Source organism: Arthrobacter sp. BL-252-APC-1A (assembly GCF_009696625.1).
GTDB lineage: Bacteria > Actinomycetota > Actinomycetes > Actinomycetales > Micrococcaceae > Arthrobacter_B.
This window is the reverse complement of the sequence record NZ_VULS01000002.1, coordinates 224,849-243,665: the sequence shown is the minus strand read 5'-3', so window position 1 is coordinate 243,665 and position 18,817 is coordinate 224,849. Positions and strand designations below refer to the sequence as shown.

20 protein-coding genes are annotated in these 18,817 nt (G+C 65.6%); 10 read left to right on the top strand and 10 right to left on the bottom strand.

Features of this window, described 5'->3' with window-relative positions:
- Positions 1–74: 74 nt before the first annotated feature.
- The 3 genes from ygfZ to FYJ28_RS03870 form a co-directional block, all read right to left on the bottom strand.
- Entirely contained in the window at positions 75–1,172 is a 1,098-nt protein-coding gene (gene ygfZ, locus FYJ28_RS03880) for a CAF17-like 4Fe-4S cluster assembly/insertion protein YgfZ (protein ID WP_154578364.1), read from the bottom strand.
- Between the two features lie 69 nt (positions 1,173–1,241).
- Positions 1,242–1,841 carry an FABP family protein gene (locus FYJ28_RS03875; RefSeq protein ID WP_055239310.1) on the bottom strand — a complete coding sequence of 200 codons (600 nt, stop codon included), beginning with the start codon at positions 1,839–1,841 and terminating at the stop codon, positions 1,242–1,244.
- A gap of 223 nt (positions 1,842–2,064) precedes the next feature.
- On the bottom strand, positions 2,065–2,817 hold the full coding sequence (locus tag FYJ28_RS03870; protein WP_154578363.1) for a hypothetical protein: 753 nt from the start codon (positions 2,815–2,817) through the stop codon (positions 2,065–2,067).
- A 137-nt stretch (positions 2,818–2,954) separates the two neighbouring features.
- Between FYJ28_RS03870 and FYJ28_RS03865 the strand changes: the two genes are divergently transcribed.
- From FYJ28_RS03865 to asd, 10 genes are all read left to right on the top strand, one after another.
- A complete protein-coding gene (locus FYJ28_RS03865) occupies positions 2,955–3,665 on the top strand; it encodes a winged helix-turn-helix transcriptional regulator (RefSeq protein ID WP_055239308.1) in 711 nt (236 codons plus the stop codon).
- Between the two features lie 41 nt (positions 3,666–3,706).
- Positions 3,707–4,678, top strand: a complete 972-nt coding sequence (gene mshD, locus FYJ28_RS03860) for a mycothiol synthase (protein ID WP_154578362.1) — start codon at positions 3,707–3,709, stop codon at positions 4,676–4,678.
- Positions 4,679–4,768: 90 nt separating this feature from the next.
- Positions 4,769–6,994, top strand: coding sequence for an RNA degradosome polyphosphate kinase (locus FYJ28_RS03855; protein WP_055239306.1), 2,226 nt, complete (start codon positions 4,769–4,771; stop codon positions 6,992–6,994).
- Positions 6,994–8,043, top strand: coding sequence for an NUDIX hydrolase (locus FYJ28_RS03850; RefSeq protein WP_154578361.1), 1,050 nt, complete (start codon positions 6,994–6,996; stop codon positions 8,041–8,043). The genes FYJ28_RS03855 and FYJ28_RS03850 overlap by 1 nt, the downstream gene beginning before the upstream one ends.
- An 88-nt stretch (positions 8,044–8,131) precedes the next feature.
- On the top strand, positions 8,132–8,656 hold the full coding sequence (locus FYJ28_RS03845; protein ID WP_055239305.1) for a ferritin: 525 nt from the start codon (positions 8,132–8,134) through the stop codon (positions 8,654–8,656).
- A 143-nt stretch (positions 8,657–8,799) separates the two neighbouring features.
- On the top strand, positions 8,800–10,527 hold the full coding sequence (locus FYJ28_RS03840) for a hypothetical protein (RefSeq protein ID WP_154578360.1): 1,728 nt from the start codon (positions 8,800–8,802) through the stop codon (positions 10,525–10,527).
- Positions 10,524–10,925 carry a GntR family transcriptional regulator gene (locus FYJ28_RS03835; protein ID WP_055239303.1) on the top strand — a complete coding sequence of 134 codons (402 nt, stop codon included), beginning with the start codon at positions 10,524–10,526 and terminating at the stop codon, positions 10,923–10,925. Before FYJ28_RS03840 ends, FYJ28_RS03835 begins: the two co-directional genes overlap by 4 nt.
- Positions 10,922–11,728: a thymidylate synthase gene (locus FYJ28_RS03830; RefSeq protein WP_326831495.1), complete on the top strand. Its 807-nt coding sequence runs from the start codon at positions 10,922–10,924 to the stop codon at positions 11,726–11,728. Before FYJ28_RS03835 ends, FYJ28_RS03830 begins: the two co-directional genes overlap by 4 nt.
- Before the next feature lie 13 nt (positions 11,729–11,741).
- Entirely contained in the window at positions 11,742–12,404 is a 663-nt protein-coding gene (locus tag FYJ28_RS03825) for a dihydrofolate reductase (RefSeq protein ID WP_229780212.1), read from the top strand.
- A 24-nt stretch (positions 12,405–12,428) separates the two neighbouring features.
- Complete coding sequence (asd, locus tag FYJ28_RS03820) at positions 12,429–13,574, top strand: aspartate-semialdehyde dehydrogenase (protein WP_055239301.1); 1,146 nt, start codon at positions 12,429–12,431, stop codon at positions 13,572–13,574.
- A 109-nt stretch (positions 13,575–13,683) separates the two neighbouring features.
- On the opposite strand, the gene FYJ28_RS03815 is transcribed toward asd, so the two are convergent.
- From FYJ28_RS03815 to FYJ28_RS03785, 7 genes are all read right to left on the bottom strand, one after another.
- A complete protein-coding gene (locus FYJ28_RS03815) occupies positions 13,684–14,925 on the bottom strand; it encodes an MFS transporter (RefSeq protein WP_154578359.1) in 1,242 nt (413 codons plus the stop codon).
- Between the two features lie 30 nt (positions 14,926–14,955).
- Positions 14,956–15,447, bottom strand: coding sequence for a MarR family winged helix-turn-helix transcriptional regulator (locus FYJ28_RS03810; protein WP_154578358.1), 492 nt, complete (start codon positions 15,445–15,447; stop codon positions 14,956–14,958).
- A gap of 130 nt (positions 15,448–15,577) precedes the next feature.
- A complete protein-coding gene (locus FYJ28_RS03805; protein ID WP_055239730.1) occupies positions 15,578–16,651 on the bottom strand; it encodes a UDP-N-acetylmuramate dehydrogenase in 1,074 nt (357 codons plus the stop codon).
- 5 nt (positions 16,652–16,656) lie between these two features.
- Positions 16,657–17,088, bottom strand: coding sequence for a MaoC family dehydratase (locus tag FYJ28_RS03800; RefSeq protein ID WP_055239298.1), 432 nt, complete (start codon positions 17,086–17,088; stop codon positions 16,657–16,659).
- Positions 17,089–17,090: 2 nt separating this feature from the next.
- Positions 17,091–17,540, bottom strand: a complete 450-nt coding sequence (locus FYJ28_RS03795) for an FAS1-like dehydratase domain-containing protein (protein ID WP_055239297.1) — start codon at positions 17,538–17,540, stop codon at positions 17,091–17,093.
- Positions 17,537–17,767: a hypothetical protein gene (locus FYJ28_RS03790; RefSeq protein WP_055239296.1), complete on the bottom strand. Its 231-nt coding sequence runs from the start codon at positions 17,765–17,767 to the stop codon at positions 17,537–17,539. Before FYJ28_RS03790 ends, FYJ28_RS03795 begins: the two co-directional genes overlap by 4 nt.
- Before the next feature lie 68 nt (positions 17,768–17,835).
- Positions 17,836–18,747 (bottom strand): DUF2797 domain-containing protein, encoded by a 912-nt coding sequence (locus FYJ28_RS03785; RefSeq protein ID WP_154578357.1) that lies wholly within the window; start codon positions 18,745–18,747, stop codon positions 17,836–17,838.
- Positions 18,748–18,817: the final 70 nt, after the last annotated feature.

The following is an 18,817-nucleotide window of genomic DNA, read 5'->3' as shown; positions in this document are numbered from 1 at the left end:
GTTTGTGTCCTTCCGTGCCGGCTGCAGCCGGCAGTCCTCTGTATCCGCTGACCGTACAGCGGGACCTTGGCAGGCTAGCTGCGGGGCCTGGGGGCACGCAGCAGTCCGGCGGGACGTCCCACGGCAGCTCCGGCATCGGGTGAAACAATTAGTTCCTGGGCCGCTGCGTAGAGTTCGCCTTCGTCTTCCACAACCAGCTGGGCATCGGGGGCAACCGAGCGCTTGATGAGCGCCAGGGCCACCGCGCCCATTTCGTAGTGCTGGGCGACCGACGTAACCCGGCCGACTGCACGCTCACCAAGCTTCACCGGGCTGCCGGCGGCCGGAAGCGTGTGCTGCGATCCGTCCAGCTGCAGGAAGACCAGCCGGCGCGGAGGATGGCCCAGGTTATGGACGCGGGCGATTGTTTCCTGGCCCTTGTAGCACCCCTTTGCGAGGTGGACTGCGGTACGGATGAGGTCCAGCTCGTGCGGAATTGCCTTGTCGTCCGTCTCCGCGCCCAGCCGCGGACGCCACGCTGCAATCCGCAGGGCCTCGGCGGCCATCGCGCCGGCGAGTGACCGGCCGGATTCGTCCACGGCCGCTTCAAGTCCATCGCGCGGAATCAGGTACTCATACCAGGGCCGTTCATAGCCCGGGTGGGCTGCATCTTCGGTTTCGGTGTAGGCGTGGCCCCCGGATCCCACGCGGGGCCACGGGTCGGTCCAGACCAGGAAGTCAGCCCAGGCCGGAACCGGAGCCGTGGAACCGACAACAGCCCAGTCCCCTGAAACGTCGCTGATCTCCACCCGGAGCATGAATTTCATGCTTTCGAGCCAGGCCGCCAGGTCCGCTGCCTCGGAGCCTTCCACAATCAGCCAGGCCCGTTCGCCGTCGTCCAGTACGTGGGCATCGTGCTCAATCCTGCCCTGCACGCTAAGCAGCAGCAGCTCAGTGCTTTCTCCGGGAGCCAGGGAAAGGACCTGCTGTGAAGAAAGGGTGTTCAGCCAGCTCAGCCGGTCCGGCCCCGATACGGTTACCACGCCGCGGCTGGAAAGATCGGTTACTGCTTCACCTCGGGCCAGGGCACGCTGTTCACGCAGCGGGTCGCCGTAGTGCGCTGCGGTGCCTGCATCCGCTCCGGCCGCTTCAACGGCGCCGGGACGGGCAAGGAGGGGGCTTTGAATGCTCATGTCAGGTGCAACGTCCTATCCGGGGACCGGTATTCCGAACGAATGGATGACCTGGGCGAACGGTGTGGCTCAGGCCTGCTTTTTCAGGATGGCGGAAGCGTGTGCTTCAAGCGCCTTGCCCTCTGCCGCAACGTCCCAGCGCCAGTAAAGGTCACCGTTGACCAGGCCGTAGATGCGGGTGGCCGCGGTGTACTCCTTCGAGTTGACACCGCGCATCACCAGGTCCGTGGTGAGCTGGATCTGCGGACCCTTGATCTGGCCGTAGTAAAGTTCGGCGATTCCGCCCGGGTGCACGATCGTTGCCGTGATGTCGAAGCCGCCGGAATCGTTGCGGAGCGCCTCAACCTCGTCCGCGCTGCGGAGGGCAGGAACAATGTCCGCGGGGATAAGGCCGGGACCGCCGTCGGAGTCGTTCAGCGGCCGGTCCAGCGCCCAGAAGCCGGTCTCCACGGCGAGCGGGCGCAGCACTGTGCCCGCCTCATCCGTGAGCCAGCTCTCCGCGGTGTACTGCAGGTAGGGCAGCCCGTTCTGCCTAAAGGTCACACGCTGGGAGAAGTGCTCGGATTCGGCGTCGCCCTCACCTAGGCGGCCGGACCCTTCCCAGGTTCCCAGCAACCAGGAGAGGGGAACGAGTTCGGGCGTGAGGTCTGTGGGGATCTCCATTGGCATGGCCGGACCCTTCCCTGTGGAATTCGGGTGGTGTTAGCGGGTTCGGGCTACTTCTGACCCTTGTACAGGCGAGCAACAACCAGGGCTGCGAAACCCGCCATGGCCAGGCCAGTGATACCCAGAAGGACAATAAAGAAGATTTCGAGAGCAAGAAGCGACATGCCTACATCCTAACCCGCCCAGCGGGTGCTTTGTCTCTTGTGACTCCCTGTGCGAGGGGTGGTCAGGGGACCAAAAGGCGTCCGGCGAAGTAGACCGCCGCGCCCAGCGCCAGCACCGGAGCCATGCCCGCGGCCAGGATCCCGAGGACTCCGGGAGAGTCGTCCCGGGTGAGCGCGAGGCGGCGGACGGCGACGATCACCGCAGCACACAGTGCGCCAAGGAAAGCTCCGGACAGGACGGGCAGTCCCGGTACCAGGGCCGCTGCCGCAGCTGCTGCCAGCGCGCCGGCAACCACTCCGAAGGGAGCGATGATCCGGTCCGGCAGGGGGATCAGGGAAACGAGGACGGCGACGAGGACTGCGGCTGCACTTGAGGTTATGAGACCTTCGGATCCGGCTGCGCCCGGCAGGCGGTCTGCCGCCACCCAGCCCGCTGCCATTCCGGCTACCAGGGCTCCGGCAATGACGCCGATGGTGGATTCCAGCCGGTGCGGCTGTCCTGTACCGCGGAGCAGCTGGATGAGGAAGACGGCGCCTACGCCAACGGCGACGACGCCGGGAAGCCAGGTCAGCATGGCGGTGGCGGGAGCGAAGTAGGCCGCGGCAACCCCGCCGGCGCCAACGAGTCCGAGCACCAGGCCCTGGCTCTTGCGGGCCGGAACACCCAGCAGATATGGCCAGCTGAAGCCGGCCAGTGCCGCAGCAGCCCCGGTAAAGAGCGCCGTGGCCCCGGGTGAGACAAAGGATGCCACCACAATGCCGACCAGTACAGTTGCCGCCGGCACCGCTATGCTCCAGAGTTTCACCCTAGCCATACTGCCTTATTACGCAGCGCGGATAAAAGCTACGGGCTGGCGGACCCCTGCTGGGTATACTTTCAACCACTCTTCGGCCGCTGGGGACCGGATGGAACAACGTGCCCGATGATGTGCGCCTAACTTTCGGAGGATCTATGTCGCACATTCTGCTGCTGACCAACAGCCCTGGGTCATCTGTCGACGTCCTGCCTGCCCTGGAACTCCTCAACCACCGGGTCCACATCGTCCCCGCTGAACCGACTGCGCTGCTGGACATCGACCCCTGTGACGTCGTCCTGATTGATGCACGCAAGGACCTCGTTGGAGCACGGTCGCTGACCCAGCTGCTGAAGGCAACGGGGCTGGGCACCCCCTTGGTCCTGGTGCTGACCGAGGGCGGAATGGCAGCCGTCGCCGCGAACTGGCTCGCCGACGACGTCGTACTGGACACCGCTGGGCCGGCCGAGCTGGAGGCCCGGCTGCGCCTGGCAGTCTCCCGCACCCAGGCCGCCGCCGAGGACACCAACTCCGAAATCCATGCTTCCGGCGTCGTCATTGACGAGGCCAGCTACACGGCACGGGTCAGCGGCACCGCGCTGAACCTGACATACAAGGAATTCGAGCTCCTGAAGTACCTCTGCCAGCACCCCGGACGTGTCTTCACCCGGGACCAGCTGCTGCACGAGGTCTGGGGCTACGACTACTACGGAGGCACCCGCACCGTGGACGTGCACGTCCGGAGGCTGCGGGCGAAGCTTGGCCCGGACCACGAAAACCTCATTGGTACTGTCCGCAACGTCGGTTACCGCTTTGCAAAGGCCCGGATCCATGAGGACCAGGCTGCCGGGGCGCGGCACGAAGCATAGGCAGCCTCCCGCGGCGCCCTCTGTTTGGTTAGTCTTCTTCAATGAGCGAGAACCCCCTGACCACATGGCCTGTCCTGACTACCCGAGGAACCCCGGAAGCGGCAGCGCTGCGCGGTGTCCTGGAGCTGGCGTCCTCCGCCGCCGAAGCCGACGGCAATCCTCCCCTCTCGGAACAGACCCTGGTGGAGCTGCGCTCCGCCTCAGCCGACCCGGACCTGCTGCGGGTGTATCTCGCGCTCACCCACGACGACGGGTCTGACCCCGCAACCGCACAGGAGCTCGCCGGCGTCGCCGTCCTCACCGCCCAGGCCGGAGACCCGGCAGGTGTGCTGGAACTCGTGGTGCATCCGAACTACCGCAACAAGGGCGTTGGTTCCTCACTGGCCTCTGCTGTCCGGCAGGACACCGGACGGGAGTTCAAGGCCTGGTCCCACGGCAATCATGAGGCAGCGGTCAAGCTCGCAGCCCGCTTCGGCTACCGCCCGGTGCGCGAACTCTGGCGGATGCGGCTCTCCCACGATGCCCTGGCTGACGGCCTGCCGACCGCAAAGCTGCCCGAAGGCGTGCTGCTGCGTCCGTTCGTGCCGGGACAGGACGAAGATGCCTGGCTTGCTGCCAACGCCGCGGCCTTCGCCCATCACCCCGAGCAGGGGGCAATGACGCGCGCAGACCTCGAAGCGCGCATGGCTGAGGACTGGTTCGACCCCAGCGGTTTCCTGCTTGCCGTACGCGAGTCCGACGGCGAGCTGCTGGGCTTCCACTGGACAAAGGTCCACCCCCGCACCGGTAACCATCCGGCCATCGGGGAGGTTTACGTAGTAGGCGTAACGCCACAGGCACAGGGAAGCGGACTGGGCAAGGCACTGACCCTGGCCGGCATCAACCACCTTCACGAGTCCGGGCTGGACGCAGTCATGCTCTATGTCGACGCTGACAACACTCCCGCAGTTGCCCTGTACCGCAAGCTCGGTTTCGTGCAGTGGGACGTGGACGTGATGTACGCGGCCGAATAGGCACCGGCTGCTTGTAGTGTTGAGGATGATGGCCTTAGCCGCTGCACAGCAGTGGTTCCGGGCCTGCCAGAACTGCCAGGGAGAGACACTATGGATTCCGACACCGTAGCCAGCGCGCGGTCACCCTTCGGTTCGTCCGAGGCGATGCCGGCACCGCGGGCCACGCAGGACCGCATCGACATTCCGGACTTTGGGCCGGCGCTCCTGCCCAGCGGTGACATCACGCCGGAACGTTTCCTTGACCGGGAGATCAGCTGGCTCCACTTCAACGCCCGGGTGCTGGAGCTTGCGGAGGATCCGGATCTCTATCTCCTGGAACGCGTCAACTTCCTCTCGATTTTCGCTTCCAACCTGGACGAGTTCTTCATGGTCCGGGTTGCCGGACTCAAGCGGCGCATTGCCACGGGACTAGCCGTACCCTCCGCGGCCGGCCTCAGCCCGGTGGAACAGCTGGAGCAGATCACCGAAGCGGGCTACCGGCTGCAGCAGCGGCATGCCGAGGTCTTCGCCCGGCAGATCCGCCCGGCGCTGGAGAAGGAGAACATCCATCTGGTTGGCTGGCAGGACCTCGACGACGCGTCCAAGGCCCAGCTGCACCGCCAGTTCGCGGCCAAGGTCTTCCCCATCCTCACGCCGCTGGCTGTGGACCCGGCCCATCCCTTCCCGTACATCTCCGGGCTGTCCCTGAACCTCGCCGTCGTGGTCCGCAATCCCGTGAGCGGCAAGGAGTTCTTCGCCCGGGTGAAGGTTCCGGACCAGCTTCCCCGCCTGATTTCCGTGGATGGCCCCCGCGCGGGGAACATTGCGGGGCGGACCGCCCGGTTCATCCCGCTGGAAGACGTGATTGCCGAGCACCTGGACCAGCTCTTCCCGGGCATGGACGTCATGGAGCATTACACCTTCCGCGTCACCCGCAACGAGGACCTGGAAGTCGAGGAGGACGACGCCGAGAACCTGCTTCAGGCCCTGGAGAAGGAACTGCTGCGCCGCAGGTTCGGGCCGCCCGTGCGCCTGGAAGTCACCCCGGACATCAACCCGAGCATCCGGGAACTGCTGGTCCGTGAGCTCGGCGTGGAGGCAGACGAGGTATACACGCTGCCCGGCCCGCTGGACCTGCGCGGGCTGAGCCCGATCAGCCAGATTGACCGGCCGGATCTCCACTACCCCAAGCAGGTGCCGCACACTTCCCTTCACCTGAAGGAATCCGAAACCTCCAAGCCTGCAGATGTCTTCGCTGCCATGCGCCGCCGGGACATCCTGCTGCACCACCCCTACGATTCGTTCTCCACCTCGGTCCAGGCGTTCCTGGAGCAGGCAGCGGCTGATCCCCGCGTACAGGCGATCAAGCAGACTCTGTACCGGACCTCGGGCGACTCCCCCATTGTCGATGCCCTGATTGACGCCGCCGAGTCCGGCAAGCAGGTCCTTGCCCTGGTTGAAATCAAGGCCCGCTTCGACGAGCAGGCCAACATCTCCTGGGCCCGGAAGCTGGAGCAGGCGGGTGTCCACGTGGTCTACGGCATCGTGGGACTCAAGACGCACTGCAAGCTGTCCCTCGTGGTGCGGCAGGAGGTTGACGGGCTTCGGCGCTACTGCCACATCGGCACCGGCAACTATCATCCGCGCACCGCCCGCTACTACGAGGACCTGGGCCTGCTGACGGCGAACGAAAAGGTGGGCGAAGACCTGACCAAGCTGTTCAACCAGCTCTCCGGGTACGCCCCGAAATCAACGTTCAAGCGGCTCCTGGTGGCGCCGCGTTCCGTGCGCTCCGGCCTCATCGACCGGATTGAACGGGAGATCGCCAACAAGAAGGCGGGACTGGACGCCCGGGTGATCATCAAGGTCAACTCCATGGTGGACGAGGCGATCATTGATTCCCTTTACCGCGCCTCGCAGGCAGGGGTGCGCGTGGACGTGATTGTGCGCGGCATCTGTTCCGTGCGTCCCGGGGTACCCGGCCTCAGCGAGAACATCACCGTACGTTCAATCCTGGGCCGCTTCCTGGAACACTCGCGGGTCTTCGCCTTCGCCAACGGGGGCGATCCCGTGGTGTACATCGGCTCAGCGGACATGATGCACCGCAATCTGGACCGCCGTGTTGAAGCGCTGGTCCAGCTGGGTTCCACGGACGACATAGCGGATCTGATTGAGCTCATGGACCGCTACCTGGATCCCAAGACAGCCAGCTGGCACCTGGACGCCGACGGTATCTGGACCCGGCATCACAAGGACGAGGACGGCAGCCCGCTTGAGGACGTGCAGTCCTGGCTGCTCGCCTCCCGCTCGCGCCTGCGCGCCCTGGCCCGCCGCTGATGCAGGGGACAGAGAAGAGCGGCAGCGAACAGCCGGATCTGGAGGTTCCCGGGGACGGCCGGGATGCCCCCGCGGAAACCGCCGCACTGCTGCTTGGCGAACGTGAAATCGCCCTTGATCTCACCGGCGAACCAAAGGTCATCGCGGCCGGTGCGCTGTGCTGGCGGGTCCGTGCCGAGCAGCTTGAAGTACTGCTCATCCATCGCCCCCGCTACGGCGACTGGTCCTGGCCGAAGGGAAAACTCGACTCCGGGGAGACCATTCCCGAGTGCGCGGTGCGGGAAGTCATGGAAGAGGTGGGCCTGGAGATCCGGCTGGGTATTGCCCTCCCGGAAACCCGTTATCCGGTTGCTTCCGGGCTGAAGTCGGTCCACTACTGGGCAGCGCATGTAAGCACTGCCAAGCCTCGTCCGGACGGCAAGGAGGTGGACGGTGTCCGGTGGTGTTCCCCGGAAGAAGCGGCGTCCCTCCTCACCAACCCCACGGACCGGCTGCCGCTGGAAGCACTCGCCGTCGCGCATGAAGCCGGGGACCTGGACACCTGGCCCCTGATCATCGTGCGGCATGCAAAAGCCAAGCCGCGCTCCTCCTGGGCACGTGCAGAAGGTGACCGCCCTCTGGCCGCCACCGGGCAGCGTCAGGCCAAGGCCGTGGCGCGCCTGCTGCAGGCCTGGCATCCGGACCGGGTGGTATCCAGTCCGTGGCTGAGGTGCGTCCAGACCATGGGCCCCTACGTGAATGCCCGCAAACCCAAGTTCAAGACAGTCGATGCCCTTACCGAGCACAACGCCAAGCGGAAACCCGGCAAGGCCCGGCTGGCGGTGGACAACCTGTTTGAGAAAGCACGGCCGGTGGCGCTCTGCACCCATCGGCCGGTGCTCCCCCTCGTCTTCGAGGTCCTCTCGCAGCAGATGACGAATTCAATGTCCTCCCTTCTTCCGGAGAAGGATCCGTATCTGGCGCCCGGGGAAATGATCATCTGCCAGGTGAGCAGGCGAAACCCGCGCCGGATAGTCTCCCTGGAGCGCTACCGCCCGTTCGACGACTAGCTTTGGGGTGAGCTGAGCTGAGCCAACCCTTAGCGAGCTAAGCCTATCCGTCCTTTCTTTGCGCAGGTCAGCGGCATATTGTGAGACCATGAGCAAATTCACGGATCTTCTGGAAGCCCAGATCGGGAACGAATTCAACGCTTCGCAGCAGTACGTGGCCATGGCCGTGTACTTCGACGGCGAAGACCTTCCGCAGCTGGCCCGCCACTTCTACGCCCAGTCAGTGGAAGAGCGGAACCACGCCATGATGCTGGTGCAGTACATGCTGGACCGGGACCTGCCCGTCCGCATTCCCGGCGTGGACCCCGTAAAGAACGACTTCAGTGACGTGGTGGAGCCGATCGCACTGGCCCTGGACCAGGAGAAGCAGGTCACCTCGCAGATTGAAGCGCTCTTCGCGGCAGCCCGCGAAGAAGGCGACGCCCTGGGTGAACAGTTCATGCTCTGGTTCCTGAAGGAACAGGTCGAGGAAGTTGCCTCGATGAGCACGCTGCTGACCGTCGCCCGCCGTGCCGACAACCTGTTCGATCTGGAGAACTTCATGGCGCGCGAGCGGGTTGGTGACGGCGGCGACGACGCCGGCGCTCCCGAGGCTGCCGGCGGCGCCCTCTAACCCCTGAGAGGCCAGTTGCGGCTGGTTTCAGCCTTCAGAAGAGCCGCAACTGACCTCTCGACGGACCAGGGCGGGGGGTTGACGGAGAAAGTTATGTACCAGAGACTTGGCACAATCTTTTGTCCATCGTTTCGGGGGATCCCATGGCTGCAGCCGCTCTATCGGTTTTCGGCACAATCACGTTCTGCGCGGTAATCGTCGCTTTTTTGGTCCTCACGGTGCGGCCAAAACCCGGCACGGATCCACGGACCATTACCGAAGCAGCGCAGAAGTATGCCCGCCGGATTGGGATGGTGGCCCTGGGCACGGCTCTGTGGTTTCCGGGGGTTCTGCAGCCGGCGCTCCGGGAAACCGGCGGCGAACTCTGGTGGGACGGACACTATGCCTTTTCCTCCGCCCTGGTGCAGCTGGGAGCTCCCACAGTCTTCGCCCTGGCGGTGCTGGCCGTCGGAGAAATCACGTGGCCGCGGCCGCGGGGAACCGTCCGCACTGCGCGGCTGGAGCACCGCGGAGCCCGCGCGCTGATCCCCCGCTACATGACAGGCATCGCCGGCGCCTTCCTGGCCTACAACCTGCTCATCCTGGCGACGACGCTGGCCCGTGATCCCGGATCCGCTTCCGCGCAGCACCTTCTGACAGGCTGGGCGCCCTGGCTCCTGGTCACCGTGGCCGCGGTTGCCGGGGTCCTCAAACTCATCTCCGTGCGGCCTGCCGTTCCGGGCACGGCCCCTGAAGCCGACGCCGCACTCCGCCTGGCCTCGGCCCACCGGGTAATGCGCACAGCGGCCGGCATCCTGATCATGCTGGCCTGGTCCGGAGGTGTCTTTCTCTCCAATTATCCGAACCCTCCCGGGCTCAGCGCAGGCGGCGAGGCACTTCGGTATGTGTCTCTCTGGATTGTCTTTGCCGGCATTCTGGCTCTGCTGGTCCGGGCGCCCCGGGTTCCCCTGCCGGAGCCGTCCACCACGGACGCCAAAGTTTCTGCTCCATCCAGGCTCGCCGTAAAGTCGATGGCTACCAGCCTGCGCCTGAGCATTGCCGGTCCCGTAGCCGCGGCAGCAGCCGGAACCGGGATACTCGCTCTAACCTGGGGCCACCGGATGGCAGCTCCCCTGGCACTGGCGGCCGCCGCTGTGCTCTTCACCGTGCTCTGCCTCGGAACGGAAATCATTCATGCCCGCCGGATCCGGCAGCACACCCCCGGCAACGAACAGCCCGGCCCGGATGCGCAGAACTTCCTCCGGCCGCCTCGCTGGCTCGGCTGGATCGGAACGGCTGCCGCAGCGCTGAGCCTCGCGGTCCTTCTGGGAACGGCGATGCTCGGACCGTCAGTGGACCGGGCGGCGTGGCAATACGCCCGGGACATCGCCAGCCGCCCGGATCCATCCGGAGGACTCGGTGCCGTCCAGGAAGCCAGTCCGGTTATTGCCCCGGAGCCCTTTTTCGACTGGCGGTTCGCGCTGACCATTGCGCTGCTGGTCCTCCTCCTGCCGCTGCTGACAGATCTGGTGTCCCGGAAGGTGCTTTTCCGGCCGGCTCTGCCTGCAGACCGTGACGTTGACCTTCGTCTGCGCCGGGTTGCCCTGTTCCGGCTGACCCGCGCCAGCACTGCCACGTGCCTCGCCGCTGCGGGCCTGGTCTTCTGGGACTTGTCCTCTGACAACCGCTGGGCCAGAACCTACAACGGGGACATCGACCTCCAGCCGCCGCTGACCTGGCTCACTCCGCTCGTTCAGCAGACCAATGCTGTGTCCTCCCTGCTGCTGCTCGCTGCGATCGTCGTCGCCTGGCGCCAGTTCGGCCCGTCCCATTTCCCGGATGATCCCCGCTACACGGAGCAGGCGGACCTTCCTCCGGCGCAGCGGGCATGAGCGCCCAGATCCGGGTCGACCTGGCCTCCCCTGTACCTCCCTACGAGCAGATCCGTTCACAGGTGAGCACGCTTGCGTCCACCGGCACCCTTGCGGTGGGAGACCGGCTGCCCACCATCCGCATGCTGGCCGCTGACCTTGGTGTAGCCCCGGGGACGGTGGCCCGGGCCTACAAGGAACTCGAAGCCGAGGGAACCGTCACCGCCCTGCGCCGCCGAGGCACGGTCATAGCGCAGCGCGCTGCCCCGCCCGCCGCCGAACCGGATGCTGCTCCGGACGAGGTACGCGCCGCCGTCGGGCAGCTTGCCGAAACTGCACGCAGGCACGGACTCAGCGACGCCGTTGTGCACAGCCTGCTGGCTTCAGCCCTGGCCCGCCCCACTAGACTGGAGCCGTGACCACGATTCCCACACCGTACGAAGACCTGCTCCGCGACATCCTGGCGCACGGCACCCCAAAATCCGACCGCACGGGCACCGGAACGCGCAGTGTCTTCGGCCGGCAGATGCGCTTTGACCTCAGCGAATCCTTCCCGCTGATCACCACCAAGCGGGTGCATTTCAAGTCCGTTGCCCTGGAGCTGCTGTGGTTCCTGCGCGGGGAGTCGAATGTGCGCTGGCTGCAGGAACGCGGCGTCACCATCTGGGACGAATGGGCGGACGACGACGGCGAGCTGGGCCCGGTTTACGGCGTCCAGTGGCGCTCCTGGCCTACTCCGGACGGGGGCCAGATCGACCAGATTGCCAAGCTCATCGATGGCCTGAAGAACAACCCGGACTCTCGGCGTCACATCGTCACGGCCTGGAACCCCGCAGAGGTAGAGAACATGGCCCTGCCGCCCTGCCACGCCATGTTCCAGTTCTACGTGGCGGACGGCGAACTCTCCTGCCAGCTCTACCAGCGTTCGGCGGACACCTTCCTGGGCGTCCCGTTCAACATCGCTTCCTACGCGCTGCTCACACTGATGGTGGCGCAGCAGGTGGGCCTGGAGCCGGGCGAGTTCGTCTGGACCGGCGGCGACGTGCATATCTACGACAACCACCTGGACCAGGTCACAGAACAGCTGTCCCGCTCGCCGTTCCCGTATCCTAAACTGCGGCTGAGGCGGAAGCCTGACAGCATCTTCGACTACGAGCTTGATGACTTCGAGGTCCTGGACTACCAGCACCACCCCGGCATCAAGGCACCTATCGCCGTGTGAAAGGGCACCCGTCTTGACTGAATCGAACAGGTTCGCAGATTCAACCCGCTATTACCCCGTCGGCCGCGCCGGCGAAGAGGGGCTGGAACTCGACGACGCCCTGGCAGCCCGGGGCTACGGGAACACCGGCGTGCCGCTCGTTGGAATGATCTGGGCGCAGACCACCGACGGCGTGATCGGCAAGGACGGCGGTATGCCCTGGCACCTGCCGGAGGACCTTGCCCATTTCAAAGCCAGCACGCTTGGCCACCCCGTCATCATGGGCCGGCGCACCTGGGAGTCCTTCCCGGAGGCGTTCCGGCCACTGCCTGGCCGCAAGAACATCGTGATCTCCTCCCGCGAGGGCCTGGCCGCCGAGCTGGAACCGACGGGCGCCGTCGTCGTGCCGTCCCTGGAAGCTGCGCTGGAAGCCGCTGAAGGCAGTGAGGGCAGCAGCCGAATCTGGGTCGTTGGAGGATCGCAGGTGTATGCCGCGGCCGAACCGCTGGCAGACATTGCGGTTGTCACAGTGATCAATACCGAGACCGAGGGCGACAGCTATGCCCCTCACCTTGGGTCAGACTGGACGTTCAGCGGCGTCAGCCCTGCCCAGGACTGGTACACGTCCGCGAACGGCCTGCAGTACCGGTTCGCACTGTGGACACGGAACCGGAACGTAACCGAGCAGGACGGCTGAGAGCGGCTGCCCTAGACTGAAGGCATGACTTCAGCAGCTTCTTCTGTTCCCACCGCGGGCTTCGTCGGCTGGCGGGGCATGGTCGGTTCCGTCCTGATGCAGCGCATGCAGGACGAAGGCGATTTCGACCTGATCAACCCCGTCTTCTTCTCAACCTCCAACGCGGGCGGCGCAGCGCCGTCCTTCGCTGAAGGTGCCGGCGCCCTGCAGGACGCCTATGACATTGAGACGCTGGCCAAGCTGCCGATTATTGTCACCACCCAGGGCGGCGACTACACCTCCGAGGTCTACCCCAAGCTGCGCGACGCCGGCTGGGACGGCCTGTGGATCGATGCTGCGTCGACGCTGCGCATGGATGACAGCGCCATCATCGTGCTGGACCCGGTCAACCGGGACGTCATCGACGCCGGCCTGGCCCGCGGCGTGAAGAACTTCGTGGGCGGCAACTGCACCGTGTCCTGCATGCTCATGGGCCTGGGCGGATTGTTCCGCAACGGCCTCGTTGAGTGGGGCACGTCCATGACCTACCAGGCAGCCTCCGGCGGCGGCGCCCGGCACATGCGCGAACTGCTCAACCAGTTCGGCGCGCTGAACTCCGCCGTGGCTTCGAACCTGGCCGATCCGGCGTCGGCCATCCTGGAAATCGACCGCGCAGTGCTGGCCCAGCAGAAGGATCCGTCCATGGATTCCTCCCAGTTCGGCGTACCGCTGGCCGGCTCCGTGATCCCGTGGATCGATGCCGACCTGGGCAACGGGCAGTCCAAGGAAGAGTGGAAGGGCGGCGCGGAGACCAACAAGATCCTCGGCCGCCACACCGTTGACGCGGCCCGCATCCCCTTCGACGGTCTCTGCGTCCGTATCGGCGCCATGCGCTCACATTCCCAGGCACTGACCCTGAAGCTCACCGAGGATCTGTCCGTCGCAGAGATCGAGCGGATCATCGACGCAGACAACGAGTGGGCCAAGGTGGTTCCGAATACCAAGGAAGCCACCATGGAGCAGCTCACCCCCGTGGCCGTGACCGGCACGCTGGATATCCCCGTGGGCCGTATCCGCAAGCTCGAAATGGGCCCGGAGTACATCAGCGCGTTCACCATCGGCGACCAGCTGCTCTGGGGTGCAGCCGAGCCGCTGCGCCGGATGCTGCGCATCGCGACCGGCAACCTCTAGGTTCCAGCTTCCCCTTATCGAGAGGCCACTTACGGCTCTTTTCACGCCCGGAAAGAGCCGTAAGTGGCCTCTCGCTGGTTGGGGGGACGGACGTCCCCACGGCGGCGCGCTAGTCGGCGCCGACGGCCGCAGCTTCCTCCGGTACCGCGTGCGGATCCGGATCGCCGGCACCGCCGCTCAGGAGCAGCAGTCCCGCAGCTACGGCACAGCAGATGGCTCCGACCCAGAACGGTGCGCGCATACCCAGCCACTGCGCGATGTGGCCCACCAGGATGGCCGAGACAGCTCCGCCGAACCAGCGCAGGAAGTTGTAGCCGGCGCTGTTCACCGCCCGCGGTCCCGTACCCGAGCTCATCGCGGTGCCGGTGAAAAGGGTGTTCAGGATGCCGGAGAAGATGCCTGAGACAACGATCCCGATCACCACCACGGTCTTGTTTCCGGCAGCCATGCCCAGCAGCACCAGTGCGTAGATGAGCACCGTAATCACCGCTCCCCCGCGCTCACCGAACCAGCCGGCCACCTTCGGTGCCAGCATCACTGATGAGACCGCCACGCACAGGCCCCAGCCGAAGAAGACAAAGCCAACGAAGAAGGCACCTTCTTCCAGCACAAACGGCGACCAGGCAATAATCGAGAAGAATGCCGCGGTGTAGAACGCCGAACCGAGGGATGTCATCACCAGGTTCCGGTTCCGCAGCGCCAGGAGGGGATCCACCAGGCGGATTTTCTGCCGCTGCGTCCTGCCTTTGTCCTTGGCCAGCATGGCTGAGCACAGGATCACGCCGATGGCCATCAGCACGGCCGTTCCGGCGAACGGACCGCGCCAGGAGATGGAGCCCAGGGCAGCGCCCAGAAGCGGCCCTACAGCGAGGCCGACACCCAGTGCTGCCTCATACAGCAAGATGGCTCCGACCTGTCCGCCGGCTGCGGCGCCAACGATGACAGAGAGTGCCGTGGCGATGAAGAAGGCGTTGCCCAGCCCCCAGACTGCCCTCAGCCACACGAGTGTCTCAATGCTGTTCGCCAGAGAGCAGGCCCCGGCAGCGAGCACAATGAGCACAAGCCCGGCCACAAGCGTGCGCTTGGCGCCGAAGCGGTAGGACATCACGCCGGTCAGCAGCATGGCGAGGACCTGGACGCCCAGGTAGGAGCCGAAAAGGAGGGTGGTTCCCGTGGGGGACGCACCCAGGTCCTCGGTGATGGTGTTCAGAATCGGGTCAACCAGGCCAATGCCCATAAACGCGATTACTGCGGCGAATGCCGTGACCCAGACAGTTTTCGGCTGTCCGCGCAGCGCATCCGCGAGCCGTGGATGTGCGGGAGCCTCCCGCACGGCTGCAGCTTTACTCATTGGTTGTGGTGCCTTTCGGAGAATGTCTTTTTAGTCGGCGGCGGGGGCGCCAGTATTTCGGGCCTCGGGATCCGGGGTGTTTTCGGGGGCAGGCCCCATGGACAGGAGCCGTTCAACAGCCGGCAACGCGTCCTGAAGCAGCCTGCGGTCCTGGGCCGGAAGCCGTTCCAGCAGCAGCGCAAAAGAATGGTTGCGGCGCTCCACGAGCTGGTCCACCTGGCGGCGGCCCTTCGCGGTCAGGTCAATGACGACGGCCCGCCGGTCAGCGGGGTCGGCCCGACGTTCCACCAGACCCAGTTTGACGAGGCCGTTCACCACGGAGGTGGCCGAGGGCAGCTGAACGCCTTCGAGGGCCGCGAGCTCTCCCATGCGCAGCGGACCTCTGTCTACGAGCGTGGCCATAGCCGAGGACTGGGAGCCCGTCAGGTCCCAGCCCGGGATGCGGCGGCGGCTGAGGTGGTAGAGCCGGGGCAGCATGGGGCGCAGCTGCCGGGACAGTTGCAGGGACTCATCGAAACTCATAGTTAAAGATTCTAAGTATTAGAATCCCTAAGCACAATCCTGCCCGTATCCGGACACCCCGAAATTACAGAAACTGCCCGTTTGGAGCTCCAAACGGGCAGTTTCTGTAATCTCGGTGGTTAGGCGGCTGCTACAGCGCGCAGTTGATCAGCAGCGGCTCCGGCCGGAGCCGGATTCCAAAAGCCTGCTCGACGCCGTCGGCCACCGCCCGTGCCACGGCCAGCAGGTCCTCTGCCGAGGCCGACCCGCGGTTGGTGACTGCAAGGGTGTGCTTTGAAGACAGTGAAGCCCGGCCTCCGGCGAGGCCGGCACCTGCTGTTCCGGGAAGTCCGAAGCCCTTGGTAAACCCGGCATGCTCAATCAGCCAGGCAGCGCTGAGCTTGACCATCCCCGGTTCGGCAACCGGATAGCGCGGAGCGTCTGCAGGCAGCCGGTCGGCATCCGGGGCGGGAAGGATTGGGTTGGTGAAAAACGATCCGGTGCTGAAAGTGTCAGGGTCCTCCGGGTTCAGGACCATGCCCTTCCCGGCCCGCAGGCGGAGCACTTCACGCCGGACGTCGGCGGTGTCGGCGCTCTCTCCCACTTCGACGCCAAGTGCCCGGGCGAGTTCGGCGTACCGCACCGGCGCGCTGGCACTTCCCCGGGCCAGGGCGAACTGAACGGACAGGACTACGTAGCGCGGCGAGCCGTTAACCGTGGTGCGCTTGAGCAGTGAATCCCGGTACCCGAACTCCAGCTCGGCGGCACCAAAACGCCGCCGCTCCCGGGCGTGCCGGTCCCAGGCCAGCACGGAGACGATGCTGTGCGAGACGTCGGACCCGTAGGCACCCACGTTCTGCACCGGCGTCGCACCCGCCAGCCCCGGTATTCCGGAGAGAGCCTCCAAGCCTGAGTAGCCTTCAGCAACGGTAGTCGCCACCAGCTCGTCCCAGGGATGTCCGGCCTGGACATCAACGACGGCGGTGCCGCCTTCTCCGGTCCGGAACTCAATGCCGCGGTTACCCACGTGTACAACGGCGCCGTCGAAGCCCGCGTCGGAAATAAGGAGGTTTGATCCTCCGCCGACAATCAGCAGCGGTTCGGATGCTTCATCGGCTGCCCGGACCATGGAGATGAGCTCATCCGGGGTCTCAGCGTTAAGGTAGCGGCGGGCAGGTCCGCCCACCCGTGAGGTAGTTAGCGATGCAAGCTGCATCGAGGTCAGCGCGCTCACCAGGCCCGTACAACCGCCTGTGCTTTGACCAGCACCTTCTGACCGTTGAACGTGACCGTCAGGTCGATCCGCGCGGTTGAGTTGTCGGGGTCCAGGGCGCCCACGGTGCCGGTGATTTCGACGACGGCACCGGGCGCGTCATCGACGTCCTCCACGGTGACGGGCCGGGTAAAGCGGGTCTGGTAGTCCAGGACGGCCCCTGGATCCCCGATCCAGTCGGTGACCAGCTGGACGGCGGCACCCATGGTGAACATGCCGTGTGCAATGACGCCGGGCAGCTCAACGGACCGGGCAAACCGTTCGTTCCAGTGGATCGGGTTGAAGTCTCCGGAAGCACCGGCGTAGCGGACCAGGTCCGCCCGGCTGATTTCAACAGTGGTGCGGCCTATTTCCTGGCCGGCAACAAGTTCGCTGAGTGCAATGGACACGGTTACTGGCCCTCTCCGCGGACGAGAATGGATGAGAGAGTGGTGGCGACTTTTTCTCCCTCGACGGTGGTTATTTCGGCGCGGGTGGTGATGAGTGCGCCGTCGCCCATCGCCCGGATGCTGTCCACGTGGAGCTCCGCAAGAAGCTCATCTCCGGCCACAATCGGCCGGTGGTGGGTGAACCGCTGGTCAGCGTGGACCACACGGGAAAAGTCGATGCGGGCTTCGGGATCATTGATCAGCTGCGCGTCGGCGCGCTGCGCCACAATGATCGCAAAGGTCGGCGGAGCAACGACGTCGGAGTAGCCGAGCTTTTCCGCCGCCGTGGTGTCGAAGTGTGCGGGGTGGGTCGCTTTCACGGCCAGGGCGAACTCACGGATCTTCTCCCGGCCCACCTGGTACGGCTCAGTGGCCGGGTACCGGCGGCCCTGCAATTCAGTGTTGATGCTCATTGGTTGTCCTTCATCCGGCGTTTGGCGTCGCGGGCTCGCACCACCATACCGCTCAGGTGTGCGCTCATGCCCACGACGATCACCGGCAGCGCCAGGTACATGATGATCTGCTGGTTGGTCACGGCTCCCAGAAGGACCATCAGGATTCCCGCGCCCGTCACCGACAGGGCGATGACAACCAGGCGGCGGTAGAGCGGAGAACCGGTTTCCCAGGGGGTGTTAAGCATGGCTTCAGAATACAGTCGGGGCACCTGACCCGCCGAAACGGCCAAGCCAGGCGTAGGGGAACCACAGGTCAGAAGAGCGGCTCCTGGAGGGCCGGAAGACTGGTCGAATAGTCGCCCAGTTCCAGCCGCTGCCCCTTCAGCGAGGTGAGATCGGCGAGGAAGTTGAGCCCGGCGTCGTCCGTGCCTGCGAGCGCCGTGCTGCCGAGTACGCCGCGCAGAACCAGCCCGTGTTCTCCCGCCGTGAGCTGAAGGGGATACACCCCCGCCCCGTGGTTCTGCAGCACTGCATCGAACTCCCGGGGACGGCCCCAGGATTCCTTCACCACTTCAAAACCGTCCTGTCCAAGATCAAACAGCACGGTGCGGGCGGCGTCGGCGTGGCCGGCGTTGATGGCCTCGAGGGTCGCGGAGGGCAGCGGCGCGGACAGGGCAGCGCACTTGTGGCCGGAACGCACCGCCTGGGTAAGTCCCAGTGCCGAGGAGAGAGTGTCTTCCAGGACCCGGACGCGGATTCCGTTGTCTGCGCGGGCCACATACTGGGCGGCCAGGGCACCCTGCTCGGTCAGCCGCAGGACCTTCCGCCGGTCCGCTGCGGTGCCGACCTTCGTGGTGCCGTCCGCAAACGTGGCGATGTAGAGCCACTGCGGGCGGGCAAGGAAGCTGCGAAGTCCGGCCGGCAGGTCACCTCCGCGGTGGCTGTTGTGAACCAGCCTTCCCTCGTCCTGGAAGAAGCAGCGCCGGCACTGGTAGCCGCGTTCGGCGCAGGCCTGGTCAGGACAGGGGTGGGATGTGCGGCCGTCTTCCCGGACCAGTTCATAGCCCAGGCAGTAGCGCCGGGCTTCGGAACGGTTCCTGAAACGCAGCTCCGTTCCCGGGGCGAGGCGGAGGAACGCTGCTGCTCCCCCGGGTTCGGCCAGGCGCAGGAATGCACCGTCGCCGTCCCAGGCGGTGCCGCCGCACAGAAAGACGGAACTGGTCATGCTGCGGAGGCCTCCAGGGTGCGGTACGGGTTCCATTTCACGGTACCGCACCCGGATGGCAGCCCGGCCG

Coding starts and splice junctions, on each gene's coding strand:
- ygfZ (WP_154578364.1), bottom strand. CDS start 1,172: ATGAGCATTCAAAGCCCCCTCCTTGCCCGTCCCGGCGCCGTTGAAGCG.
- FYJ28_RS03875 (WP_055239310.1), bottom strand. CDS start 1,841: ATGCCAATGGAGATCCCCACAGACCTCACGCCCGAACTCGTTCCCCTC.
- FYJ28_RS03870 (WP_154578363.1), bottom strand. CDS start 2,817: ATGGCTAGGGTGAAACTCTGGAGCATAGCGGTGCCGGCGGCAACTGTA.
- FYJ28_RS03865 (WP_055239308.1), top strand. CDS start 2,955: ATGTCGCACATTCTGCTGCTGACCAACAGCCCTGGGTCATCTGTCGAC.
- mshD (WP_154578362.1), top strand. CDS start 3,707: ATGAGCGAGAACCCCCTGACCACATGGCCTGTCCTGACTACCCGAGGA.
- FYJ28_RS03855 (WP_055239306.1), top strand. CDS start 4,769: ATGGATTCCGACACCGTAGCCAGCGCGCGGTCACCCTTCGGTTCGTCC.
- FYJ28_RS03850 (WP_154578361.1), top strand. CDS start 6,994: ATGCAGGGGACAGAGAAGAGCGGCAGCGAACAGCCGGATCTGGAGGTT.
- FYJ28_RS03845 (WP_055239305.1), top strand. CDS start 8,132: ATGAGCAAATTCACGGATCTTCTGGAAGCCCAGATCGGGAACGAATTC.
- FYJ28_RS03840 (WP_154578360.1), top strand. CDS start 8,800: ATGGCTGCAGCCGCTCTATCGGTTTTCGGCACAATCACGTTCTGCGCG.
- FYJ28_RS03835 (WP_055239303.1), top strand. CDS start 10,524: ATGAGCGCCCAGATCCGGGTCGACCTGGCCTCCCCTGTACCTCCCTAC.
- asd (WP_055239301.1), top strand. CDS start 12,429: ATGACTTCAGCAGCTTCTTCTGTTCCCACCGCGGGCTTCGTCGGCTGG.
- FYJ28_RS03815 (WP_154578359.1), bottom strand. CDS start 14,925: ATGAGTAAAGCTGCAGCCGTGCGGGAGGCTCCCGCACATCCACGGCTC.
- FYJ28_RS03810 (WP_154578358.1), bottom strand. CDS start 15,447: ATGAGTTTCGATGAGTCCCTGCAACTGTCCCGGCAGCTGCGCCCCATG.
- FYJ28_RS03795 (WP_055239297.1), bottom strand. CDS start 17,540: ATGAGCATCAACACTGAATTGCAGGGCCGCCGGTACCCGGCCACTGAG.
- FYJ28_RS03790 (WP_055239296.1), bottom strand. CDS start 17,767: ATGCTTAACACCCCCTGGGAAACCGGTTCTCCGCTCTACCGCCGCCTG.
- FYJ28_RS03785 (WP_154578357.1), bottom strand. CDS start 18,747: ATGACCAGTTCCGTCTTTCTGTGCGGCGGCACCGCCTGGGACGGCGAC.